Origin of the sequence: Mycobacterium sp. (genome assembly GCF_050701515.1) — a bacterium.
Classification (GTDB): domain Bacteria; phylum Actinomycetota; class Actinomycetes; order Mycobacteriales; family Mycobacteriaceae; genus Mycobacterium.
Window position 1 is genome coordinate 1 of sequence record NZ_JBOGDB010000181.1, and the last position, 10,246, is coordinate 10,246.

Here is a 10,246-nt window from a genome sequence, read left to right on the forward strand (position 1 = left end):
TGCTGCATCGATTCCTGAAGATCGGCGGGAGCGCGTTCGGCCGCCGCCTGCACGCAGCGACCGGCGGCCGCGCGCAGCCGCCGATCGCCGAGTCCGATCTGGGCGGCGCGATCCCAGGCGGTGGCCACCGGTTCGGTGGCCTCAGCGGCGATGTCGGCGGCTGCCGGGTCATCGAGCAGCGTCGCGAGGGTGAACACCACGGCGGGCCACACCGCTTCGGGCATGCTGTCGAGGTAACGGATCTCCAGGAACCGCCGAGGCCGCACCGGTGGGAACAGGGTCGTCAGGTGGTAGTCCAGGTCGGCCTGCGTCGGCCGCCGGTCCCCGAGCAGCACCCGACCGTCGGCCCAGTCGGCGAACGGAACCCAGCTCGTCATCGGCACCGCGTCCATTTCCGGCGTGGGGTGCACCAGCATCACGGGTGCGCGCATCGCGTAGCGCGCCCAGTCGCTGGCCGGGTCCTCGCCGTTGACGCCGAGGATAGGGCCACACCGCGCGGAGTCCAGCTGGCTCCACACCCACTGACGGGAGCTGCGCCAGCCGGTGAACTTTGCGCCGAGCAGCGGCGAATCGGCCGCGATCGCAACCATCGTCGGACCCAGCGCATGCGCGAGCCGCACCCGCGCCGCCCAGTCGGCCTGCGGTCCAGCCTCGAGATTGACCTGCACCGACGCCGTCGACGTCATCATCGCCGCACCGGCGGCACCGGTCTGACTGGCCGCGAAGAACCGCTCCATCGCGCGATAGCGGTCACCCTGGTTCACTCGCTTCGCCGGCCGCAACGGATCGGCGCCGAGCGATACGAGGCCCAGCCCGGCCTGCGCGAACGCGGACCGAAGCACGGCCCGGTCGGCGGTCATCGCGGCGATGGCCGGCAGCGCACCGTTCATCGCCGGGCCGGACAGTTCCACCGCACCGCCGGGTTCGACGGTGACCAGGCTGCCGCCGGGCAGGGTCGGCACGCCCGCGATGGTTTCGGTGATCTCATCCCAGTCGGGGCGGCGCAGCGGATCGGCAAGGTCGAAGCAGTGCGCCTCGACTTCCAGGCCCACCCGGCCGACGGGACCGTCCGTCAGACACGTGGCACCGATATGCAACGCGGCGCTGTTGGCGCTGGTGAGCTCGGCATCGCCGGCCTCGGTTGGGTGCGCTTCTTCCAGGTCGGACGTGATGGTGTCGGGCATACCAACCAACCCTTCCGAGTCCGGAACGCTCGCCGCCTTCACTCCATCTTGCAGACCGCACCGACAAAGTCCCGCGATTTGTTCGCCTGACAGTTCGTGACGGGTACCCGCAATCCCGTTTCGCTATTGCCCGAGCGTGTTCTGCATGGCGCCGGCCAGCGCGTTTACCGCGGGGCCGCCGTTGCCGGCTTGGCAGACTTTGGCCTGCAACAAAACGTTCTCCCGCAGCCGGGTCGTCGTGAAGCAGCGCCGGTCGGTGCCGGCTTCCTGCTTCACCCAGGTGGCGTCGGTCGCGGTGGCCGGTTCGCCGGTGAACGTCCACACCTGGGTGGTGAGGTTGTCCAGGTGCATGGCCGTGGTCTGGCCGGAGCAGCCGATGGTGCGGTCGACCACGCGATGGAACGCCCGACCGGCCGCATCGTTGGTGGCATACACACCGACGGCTTGCTTGACGAAGTGCGTCATGTCGGTCGGCGATTCCTGGGCCACCGCACCGTTGAACGACGCGAGGTCGGGGTCGGCGTACACCTCGGGCAGCCCGATGTCGGCCCAGTTGTTGCAGACCGGGTTGTCGACGTAATACGACTGGAACGGATCGGTGTACGTCCACTCGAACCGCATCGGGGCGCCGACGATGTTTCCCACCGAGCCCTTGCCCATAACGGCGTAGTTCACCACGCCCGGATCCGACGGGCGGGCCGAGGCTGGTGCTGCCGGCGTGGTGAGGACCAGACCGGCAGCCAGACCGACGCCCACTGCTGTGCCGGCGAGCCGCACCGGGCTAGACCTTGGCCGACAGCGAGACGTCGATATTGCCGCGGGTGGCCTTGGAGTACGGGCACACCTGGTTCGCCTTCGTCATCAGGTCGTCGGCAGCGCCCTGTTCCAGGCCGGGCAGGTAGCCGATCAGGTTGGCGGTGAGCCCGAAGCCACCCTCCGAGTCCTTGCCGAACCCGATCTGGGCCGTGATTCCGGTGGCGTCGTCGAGGTCGACCTTGTCGTTGCGCGCGACCAGGCGCAGCGCTCCAAGGAAGCACGCGGCGTAGCCGGCCGAGAACAGCAGTTCGGGGTTGACGCCCTCGCCGCTGCCACCCATTTCCTTCGGCGGCCGGGTGTCCATGTCGATCTTGTTGTCCGAGGACTTCACGTGGCCGTCACGGCCACCAGCGGTTGCGGTTGATTCTGCGGTGTAAACGACTTCGATGCTCATGGGCTTGATCATGCCAGCCCCGCCGTAGACGGCAAGCCGGTCGGATCGTCTAGGCGCCGTTGCCGTCCAGGTTGGCGCGTACGCCCTCCTCGATCGTCTTGCCGAGATCGGGGTCGACGTTCTTCCAGTACTCGAACACCCGTGACATCACGGGTTCGCGCACACCCTTGGACACATGGCCAATGATGTTGTGGGCCAAGCGGTCCCGTGCTTCGTCGTCAAGCACCTCGCGCACCATGGTGCCGGGCTGGCCCCAGTCGTCGTCGTCCTGGCGCAGGGTGTAGGCCGAGCGGACCATGTCGCCGTCCGATGCCCAATGCGCCTCGGCCGCGCGCTTCGGGTCCACCTCCGGGCCACCCATCGAGTTCGGCGTATAGACCGGGTCGGTGGCGTTGCGGATACGCATGGCGCCGTCCTTGGAGTAGGCGTGCACCTCGACCTTCGGCTCGTTCACCGGGATCTGTTTGTAATTGGTCCCCAGCCGGGCCCGGTGCGCATCGGAGTAGGAGAAACCGCGCGCCAACAGCATCTTGTCCGGGCTCAGGCCGGTGCCCGGCACGATGTTGTTCGGCTCGAAAGCGGCCTGTTCGATCTCCGCGTGGTAGTCGGTGACGTTGCGGTCCAGCGTCATCCTGCCGACCTCGTGCAGCGGGTAGTCGCCGTGCGGCCACACCTTGGTCAGGTCGAAGGGGTTGAACCGATAGATCTTGGCGTCTTCGAACGGCATGATCTGCACGTGCAGCGTCCAGCTCGGGAAGTTGCCGTCCTCGATCGAAGTGTATAGGTCGCGCTGGTGGTAGTCGCCGTCCTCGCCGGCCAACCGGTCTCCTTCCTCCTGGGTGAGGAAGTCGATGCCCTGGTCGGTCTTGAAGTGGTACTTCACCCAGAACAGTTCACCGTCGGCGTTGAGCCAGCTGTAGGTGTGGCTGGAGTAGCCGTTCATGTGCCGCCAGGACTTCGGGATGCCCCGATCGCCCATCAGCCAGGTGACCTGATGCGCCGACTCGGGTGAGAGCGTCCAGAAGTCCCACTGCATGTGGTGGTCACGCAGGTTGGTGGCCTGCATGCGCTTCTGGCTGCGGATGAAGTTCTGGAACTTCAACGGGTCCCGCATGAAGAACACCGGGGTGTTGTTGCAGACGAGGTCGAAGTTGCCCTCGGTGGTGTAGAACTTCAGCGCGAAGCCGCGCGGGTCACGCCAGGTGTCTGGGCTGCCGCGCTCGCCGGCCACGGTGGAGAATCTGGCCACCATCTCCGTCTTGGTGCCGGGTTGGAACACTGCCGCCTTGGTGAACTTGCTGACGTCCTGGGTCACCTCGAAGTGTCCGAACGCGCCGCCACCCTTGGCGTGGGGCTGGCGCTCCGGGATGCGCTCCCGGTTGAAGTTGGCCATCTGCTCGATCAGGTAGTGGTCCTGCAGCAGAATCGGCCCGTCGGGCCCGACGGTCAGCGAGTGCTCGATGCTCGGTGCCGGTGCACCGGCATCCGTCGTCGTGAACTTGTCGGTCATCTGGCTCATCTCCTCACTGTCCCTATTGCATGTACCCCAAAATGCGACTTCTGCCCCATCGACTGTGGAAAAGATGAGGCCGAGCGTGCGGTTGTTGTACACAAGCCGCGAGAAGCCGCGCGAACAACCGCGCACCCGGCAGTTGATCTAGTGGTCACGGGCGAGCAGGAGCCGTCGTCGTCGGGGATCCGGGCTGCGGCGGCGGCTGCGGCTCGGACCGCGGCCCACCCGGGAAGAGGAAGCCGGGTGGCCGCTCGAACTCGCCCCTCGGACCCATCGGGAACGGCGGCGGACCACCACGGTGGAACATGACCGGCCCATGGTCGCGGTGGCCGGCGTTCTTGCCCACCATGAAGCCGGTGCCGAAGACGACCGCGACGATGAACACGACGCCCGCCACGATCCCGACCCACGCGGCGACCTGGTGCAGCCGGCTCGGCCGGTGCGGCGGAGGCGGTGGTGGCGTCGGGGCCAGCGGGGCCGTGCGGGCGGATTCGAGAGGGTGATCAGGTGTTTCGCTCATGACCGCGATCATGCAAGCCGCACCGAGGTGCTTCTCATGAATTACGTATGAATCAGCTGTGAAAGCACCCGAAGCAGGGTGCTTGAGTAGCATCAAGCAGTGCGGTGCTTGCGATTGCGCTCTGCCCAAGGTCTAGGCCATGGGTGAGGACGCAACTGAAGAGTCGCCGGTCGAGCAGGCGTTGGCCGGCGGCGCTCCGCAACACTTCGGGTGGTACCGCTTTTACTTCGACGACGAGCGGTGGGAATGGTCACCGGAGGTCGAGCAGATCCACGGCTATGAACCGGGTACCGTCAACCCGACGACTCGTCTGGTGCTGTCGCACAAGCATCCGGAAGACTACGAACACATAGCGGCCACTCTCGACGACATCCGCCGGACACATAGGCCGTTTAGCACCCGCCACCGCATCATCACCGTGCAGGGCGCCACTCGCGAAGTCGTCGTCATCGGCGAAAGAATGCACGACAACAACCGCAAAGTCATTGGTACGCAAGGCTTCTACGTCGACGTGACGCCCACGGGGCAGGTTCGGCAGGCGATCATCAGCGAGGCGGTCGCCGAAATCGCCGACAACCGGGCCGTCATCGAACAAGCGAAGGGCGTATTGATGCTGGTCTATCGCATCGAGTCGGACGCCGCCTTCGATCTGCTGAAGTGGCGCTCCCAGGAAACGAACATCAAGCTGCGCGCCCTCGCCGAACAGCTGATGGAGGATGTCCAGACCCTGGTGTACGACGACAGCGTGCCATCGCGCTCGACATTCGACCGGCTGCTGCTCACGGCACATCAGCGGGTGAGGGCAAGAGCTGCCGGAAAACCGAGGTGAAGGTGCCTTAGGCGCTGGTGTGACGGTGGGGTTCGGCGACCGGCTTCGATTCGGCTGAGCCACGCTGCCGCAGGAAGATCGACAAGCCGACAATCGCGGCTACGGCGACGAACTCGCTCTGCCAGTTCTGCACCGACTCGAACCAGAATTGCGATGTCGTGATGTAGCGCCACACCGAGATCGCGCTATCGCCGTGTCCATTTGCAGGAACTCGGACTCCCAATTCTCGAACGTCGCCTCGACGAACTCACCGGTGGTGAGGTACTTCAGGACCGAGACTTGCTCTTGGGAGCCGTGTTCTTGCTGCTCCTGGTTGTAAACCGCCGCGCCCGAAACCATCATGCCGAAGAAGAAGACGACGAACAATCCCAGGCACGCCAGCAACAAACCGTTGTCGCGCAACAGTATCCGGCCACGGCTTTGCCGCATGGCCACCTCCTGACCAGACCTGCGAGGTAAGCGATAGCCAGCGTAACGGGCAGGGGCGAATTCGGCGTGAACACGACGGCGGTCGACGTAGGCAGGTACGTTTCCTGAATGCGACTAACCGCGGCGTTCTTCGCCAACCACGCAGAGGTAATCGACGAAATGCTCAACGTGAAGGGCGGCTGTTGGAGCTCCACCACGGTCGCGCCCGGATCAACCCGCTTCGGCTGCCGCCTCGTTGTTCTCTGCGACGTCATACGTCAGGATCGTGGCCAGAAGTTCTGCCTGCGCATCGACGCTGTCGGCCCCTCAGGGCAGCAGTGGATACCCGCGTATTCCTCTCACTTCACCGTGCCGGAGCGCTTCGCCTTCATGATCACGCCGTCGATCGCTCTACCCATCGAGGCGGGAGGCGGACCGCACGTCTACACCGTCCGGCTGGATGATCATGATGAACAGATCCCGCTGCCGCTCAATGTGTACCTGGGCGAGCAGGCACCTCAATAGGGCGACCTACGGCTTGAACGGGTTGACCGCGAACTGAATCACCCGGTAGGGCGCCCGCGCGCGTGGATCGGTGTTCCACTGGCTGATGAACACCCGCAGCTCCTCCAGTGTCGACCCGGGCGAGATGTAGCCGCCGTAGGGCTGAGCAAGCCGGTTGACGGTCGGGGGCGGCAGCCGCTCGGCGGGGTCCGGCCACTCGCTGGCGAACACCACGGTGGTCACCGCGGCGGTGCCCAGCAGGGTGGGGTTGTCGGCGACCCGTACCTCCATGTTGCCGGTGCTGGCGTTGAAGTAGGACAGCACCGTCTTGCCGTCGATCTGCCGGACGCTCATCTCGCCGATCTTGTCCGGCCACAGCGGTGTCGGCGGCTTGTTCCAGCCGCCGTCGGGTCCGGTCACCGCAGACCAGCCCTGCCAGCCGGCCCGGTCGGTGAAGGTCTCGGGTTTGGCGCGGTACAGCACAGTCGGCCCGGTGCGGTCGAAGTTGTTGGCCACGATGTACACCCAGCCGGTCGGTGAATCCGGCGCCGGGATCGGGTCGTAGTATCCGCTGATCTGGGATTGGAGCCCGCCCTGATAGCCAGCGTCGCGGACCGAGCCCGGTACCGTCGGCCAATTTCCTTGCGCGGGATCGGCTTTCACCAGCCGCGACGACTCGACGACCAGGTCGCGGGTGGTGGTGATCAACATGAAGTTTTCTCGGTTGATCTGTACCACGCCCGTCGGCAGCTGGGACCTGCCCGCCGGAGCCGGCTCAGCCAATAACGGCTTGTCGACGCCCATTACGCCGTCGTAGCGCACACCGGCTGGATCGTTGATAGTGTCCGTCTCGACGTGCAGCGCGATCGGCGACCACCAGCCGCCGAAGCCGACGCCCTGTCCCGCGAAACTGTCGCCGCAGATCTGCAGGATGCCGCTGGGGAACTCCATGAATTCGCACAGGTCGGTGGCCCCGATTCCGTAATCCCGTGTCGGCGTGCCGGTTCCGGCTGTCGGCCCGATGCGCAACACTTGGCCCGGTGCCAGCGGCGGCAGGATCGGCTCCGGAATCGGCGCAGGCGGATCGGCATGGGCGACCGGCACGGCGATCGCCGAGATCGACGTAATGGCGAGAATTACTCGAACCTTTCCGCCCAAACGTGAGTTTCGGCGAAAGGGGGTCACAATTCGGCGGCCAGCAACTCGGCGATCTGAATAGTGTTCAGCGCCGCACCTTTTCGCAGGTTGTCGCCGGACACGAACAAGGCAAGACCTCGGCCGTCGGGCACACCGGGATCCTGGCGGATCCGGCCGACCAGTGACTCGTCGACACCGGCTGCGGCCAGCGGGGTGGGCACGTCGACGACCTTCACCCCGGGGGCGCCGTCGAGCAGCTCCCACGCCCGGGCCGGTGACAGCGGCCGGGCGAACTCGGCGTTGATCGACAGCGAGTGGCCGGTGTACACCGGCACCCGCACACAGGTGCCGCTCACCAGCAAGTCCGGGATGCCGAGGATCCTGCGACTCTCGTTGCGCAGCTTCTGGTCCTCGTCGGTCTCCCCGGAGTCGTCGCCGACCAGCGCGCCCGCCAGCGGAACGACGTTGAACGCGATCGGCGCCACGTATTTGTTCGGCGGCGGGAACTGCACTGCGCCGCCGTCGTGCACGAGTTGCTCGCTGTCGTCGACCACCGCGCGGGCCTGGTCGAAGAGCTCCTGCACACCGGCCAGCCCGCTGCCCGACACCGCCTGGTAGGTCGACGCGATCATGCGCACCAGCTGCGCCTCGTCGTGCAGCACCTTGAGCACCGGCATCGCGGCCATCGTGGTGCAGTTCGGGTTGGCGATGATGCCCTTCGGCCGGTGGTGGGCGTCGCGACGGAAGTTCACCTCGCTGACCACCAGCGGCACGTCCGGGTCCCTACGCCAGGCCGACGAATTGTCGATGACGGTCGCGCCCGCGGCAGCGAACCGCGGTGCCTGCACCCGCGACATCGTCGCCCCGGCGGAGAACAACGCGATGTCCAAACGGCTCGGGTCCGCGGTCGCGGCGTCCTCGACCTCGATCTCCTGCCCGCGGAAGGCCAGCTTGCGGCCCTGTGAACGCGCCGACGCGAAGAACCGCACCGAGGTCGCGGGAAAGTCGCGCTCGTCGAGAAGCGTCCGCATCACCTGGCCGACCTGGCCGGTCGCGCCGACTACACCGATGTTCACCATGGTCAGCGTCCCGTTCCCGCGTACACCGTGGCCACCTCGTCGCCGCCGAGGCCGAACGCCTCGTGCAGCGCGACCACCGCCTTGTCCAGTTCGGTGTCCTTGATCAGCACCGAGATCCTGATCTCCGAGGTGGAAATCAGGTCGATGTTCACCCCGACCCCGGCGAGCGCCTCACAGAACTTCGCGGTGACGCCGGGATGGCTGCGCATGCCCGCGCCGACCAGCGACACCTTGCCGATGTGGTCGTCGTAGAGCACCTTCGTGAACCCGATCTCTTCCTGCAGCTCGGTCAGCTTCTCCACCGCTCCTGGTCCGCTGTCCCGCGAGCAGGTGAACGTGATGTCGGTCTTGCCGTCCTCGACCTTCGAGATGTTCTGCAGCACCATGTCGATGTTCACGTCGGCGTCGGCGACGGCGCGGAACACCTTGGCGGCATAGCCCGGAACGTCCGGCAACCCGACGACGGTCACCTTGGCCTCGCTGCGGTCGTGTGCGACTCCGGTCAGGATGGCGTCTTCCATGGGTATGTCCTCTATCGATCCGGTCACCAACGTGCCCGGTTTGTCCGAGTACGACGACCGGACATGTACCGGAACGTCGTAGCGGCGGGCGTATTCCACACAGCGCAGCATCAGCACCTTGGCCCCGCACGCGGCCAGCTCCAGCATCTCCTCGAAGCTGACGGTATCCAACCGCTTAGCGTTCGACACTATCCGCGGATCGGCCGTAAAGATCCCGTCGACGTCGGTGTAGATCTCGCAGACGTCGGCGTTCAACGCGGCGGCCAGCGCGACTGCGGTGGTGTCGGATCCGCCGCGGCCCAGCGTGGTGACGTCCTTGCTGTCCTGACTCACCCCTTGGAAGCCGGCGACCAGGACGATCAGCTCCTCGTCGAGCGCCTGCCGCAGCCGTCCGGGGGTGACGTCGATGATCTTCGCGTTGCCGTGGATGCCGGTGGTGATCACGCCGGCCTGCGAGCCGGTGAAGGACCGGGCCTGGGCACCGAGCGAGTCGATGGCCATCGCGACCAGGGCGTTGGAGATCCGCTCGCCCGCGGTCAGCAGCATGTCCATTTCCCGCGCGGGCGGGGCGGGACAGACCTGTTTGGCCAGGTCGAGCAGGTCGTCGGTGGTGTCGCCCATGGCGGAGACGACCACCACGACGTCGTTGCCCTGCTTCTTGGTTTCCACGATGCGCTCGGCGACGCGGCGGATCCGCTCGGCGTCAGAAACCGAGGATCCGCCGTACTTCTGCACGACGAGCGCCACTGTCCAACCTTTCGCGAACGGGTCCAACCAAGAATAAGGGTTGGGCGCATCTTCTTTTGTCCGCCGGTAGCGTCGGCCCGTGGGCAAGAATCCGGCCGATAGCCCAGCTGATCGGCACGCCGATACCAGGGTGCCGATCCATCCGCACATCGCTGCGCGGTGGAGCCCGCGGCGCTACGACGCCGACGCGGTGTTGAGTACCGAGCAGCTGGTCGCCGTCCTGGAGGCCGCGCGCTGGGCCGCGACCTGGGGGCACCGTCAACCGGTGCGGTTCATCGTGGGGTTGCGCGGTGACGACACCTTCCTCAAGGTCGGCGACCTGCTGCGGCGGGGGAACAGCTACGCGAAGACCGCGGGGGCGCTGATCCTGGTGTGCACCGACGAGGGTGAGGACGAGCGCACCGCGATGTATGCGGCGGTCGATGCCGGTGCGGCGATAGCACAGTTGACCATCGAGGCGGTGTCGCGGGGACTGATCGCTCACCCGATGGCCGGCTTCAACGCCGACGGTGCCCGCGACGTGTTCGGCATTCCGCCCGGTGTGCGGCCGGTTGCCGTTGTGGCCATCGGTTCCCTGGGCGACTACGACACCGC

The 10,246-nt window shown here is 66.3% G+C and carries 13 protein-coding genes; 3 read left to right on the forward strand and 10 right to left on the reverse strand.

Annotation, left to right across the window (positions count from 1 at the left end; genetic code table 11):
• The 5 genes from egtA to ACRDU5_RS15100 all read right to left on the reverse strand — a co-directional run.
• Window positions 1-1,184, reverse strand: a 1,184-nt coding sequence (gene egtA, locus ACRDU5_RS15080; RefSeq protein ID WP_526615404.1) for an ergothioneine biosynthesis glutamate--cysteine ligase EgtA, incomplete at its 3' end; no start/stop codon positions are given.
• A gap of 123 nt (window positions 1,185-1,307) precedes the next feature.
• Complete coding sequence (locus ACRDU5_RS15085; RefSeq protein WP_526615406.1) at window positions 1,308-1,961, reverse strand: sensor domain-containing protein; 654 nt, start codon at window positions 1,959-1,961, stop codon at window positions 1,308-1,310.
• Window positions 1,962-1,965: 4 nt separating this feature from the next.
• Window positions 1,966-2,394, reverse strand: coding sequence for an organic hydroperoxide resistance protein (locus ACRDU5_RS15090; RefSeq protein WP_526615407.1), 429 nt, complete (start codon window positions 2,392-2,394; stop codon window positions 1,966-1,968).
• A gap of 49 nt (window positions 2,395-2,443) precedes the next feature.
• Window positions 2,444-3,904, reverse strand: coding sequence for a catalase (locus ACRDU5_RS15095; RefSeq protein ID WP_526615418.1), 1,461 nt, complete (start codon window positions 3,902-3,904; stop codon window positions 2,444-2,446).
• Between the two features lie 154 nt (window positions 3,905-4,058).
• Window positions 4,059-4,427 carry a hypothetical protein gene (locus ACRDU5_RS15100; RefSeq protein WP_526615409.1) on the reverse strand — a complete coding sequence of 123 codons (369 nt, stop codon included), beginning with the start codon at window positions 4,425-4,427 and terminating at the stop codon, window positions 4,059-4,061.
• A gap of 139 nt (window positions 4,428-4,566) precedes the next feature.
• Between ACRDU5_RS15100 and ACRDU5_RS15105 the strand changes: the two genes are divergently transcribed.
• Window positions 4,567-5,256: an ANTAR domain-containing protein gene (locus ACRDU5_RS15105; protein ID WP_526615411.1), complete on the forward strand. Its 690-nt coding sequence runs from the start codon at window positions 4,567-4,569 to the stop codon at window positions 5,254-5,256.
• 7 nt (window positions 5,257-5,263) lie between these two features.
• Here ACRDU5_RS15105 and ACRDU5_RS15110 read toward each other — a convergent pair whose 3' ends face one another.
• Entirely contained in the window at window positions 5,264-5,431 is a 168-nt protein-coding gene (locus ACRDU5_RS15110) for a DUF6766 family protein (RefSeq protein WP_526615412.1), read from the reverse strand.
• Window positions 5,356-5,685 carry a DUF6766 family protein gene (locus ACRDU5_RS15115; protein ID WP_526615419.1) on the reverse strand — a complete coding sequence of 110 codons (330 nt, stop codon included), beginning with the start codon at window positions 5,683-5,685 and terminating at the stop codon, window positions 5,356-5,358. Before ACRDU5_RS15115 ends, ACRDU5_RS15110 begins: the two co-directional genes overlap by 76 nt.
• A gap of 108 nt (window positions 5,686-5,793) precedes the next feature.
• On the opposite strand from ACRDU5_RS15115, the gene ACRDU5_RS15120 reads away from it, so the two are divergent.
• Window positions 5,794-6,189, forward strand: coding sequence for a hypothetical protein (locus tag ACRDU5_RS15120; RefSeq protein WP_526615414.1), 396 nt, complete (start codon window positions 5,794-5,796; stop codon window positions 6,187-6,189).
• Between the two features lie 6 nt (window positions 6,190-6,195).
• Here ACRDU5_RS15120 and ACRDU5_RS15125 read toward each other — a convergent pair whose 3' ends face one another.
• From ACRDU5_RS15125 to ACRDU5_RS15135, 3 genes are read right to left on the reverse strand one after another with little or no spacing between them, the layout of a single operon-like run.
• Window positions 6,196-7,305, reverse strand: coding sequence for a DUF4185 domain-containing protein (locus tag ACRDU5_RS15125; protein WP_526615421.1), 1,110 nt, complete (start codon window positions 7,303-7,305; stop codon window positions 6,196-6,198).
• Between the two features lie 44 nt (window positions 7,306-7,349).
• Complete coding sequence (locus ACRDU5_RS15130) at window positions 7,350-8,384, reverse strand: aspartate-semialdehyde dehydrogenase (RefSeq protein ID WP_526615415.1); 1,035 nt, start codon at window positions 8,382-8,384, stop codon at window positions 7,350-7,352.
• Window positions 8,385-8,386: 2 nt separating this feature from the next.
• Entirely contained in the window at window positions 8,387-9,652 is a 1,266-nt protein-coding gene (locus ACRDU5_RS15135) for an aspartate kinase (RefSeq protein ID WP_526615416.1), read from the reverse strand.
• A gap of 79 nt (window positions 9,653-9,731) precedes the next feature.
• Here ACRDU5_RS15135 and ACRDU5_RS15140 point away from each other — a divergent pair.
• Window positions 9,732-10,246, forward strand: a 515-nt coding sequence (locus tag ACRDU5_RS15140) for a nitroreductase family protein (protein WP_526615417.1), incomplete at its 3' end; no start/stop codon positions are given.

Excerpts from the sequence above, each read along its gene's own strand:
- ACRDU5_RS15095 (WP_526615418.1), bottom strand. The coding sequence starts at position 3,904 with ATGACCGACAAGTTCACGACGACGGATGCCGGTGCACCGGCACCGAGC.
- ACRDU5_RS15100 (WP_526615409.1), bottom strand. The coding sequence starts at position 4,427 with ATGAGCGAAACACCTGATCACCCTCTCGAATCCGCCCGCACGGCCCCG.
- ACRDU5_RS15105 (WP_526615411.1), top strand. The coding sequence starts at position 4,567 with ATGGGTGAGGACGCAACTGAAGAGTCGCCGGTCGAGCAGGCGTTGGCC.
- ACRDU5_RS15115 (WP_526615419.1), bottom strand. The coding sequence starts at position 5,685 with ATGCGGCAAAGCCGTGGCCGGATACTGTTGCGCGACAACGGTTTGTTG.
- ACRDU5_RS15130 (WP_526615415.1), bottom strand. The coding sequence starts at position 8,384 with ATGGTGAACATCGGTGTAGTCGGCGCGACCGGCCAGGTCGGCCAGGTG.
- ACRDU5_RS15090 (WP_526615407.1), bottom strand. The coding sequence starts at position 2,394 with ATGAGCATCGAAGTCGTTTACACCGCAGAATCAACCGCAACCGCTGGT.
- ACRDU5_RS15120 (WP_526615414.1), top strand. The coding sequence starts at position 5,794 with ATGCGACTAACCGCGGCGTTCTTCGCCAACCACGCAGAGGTAATCGAC.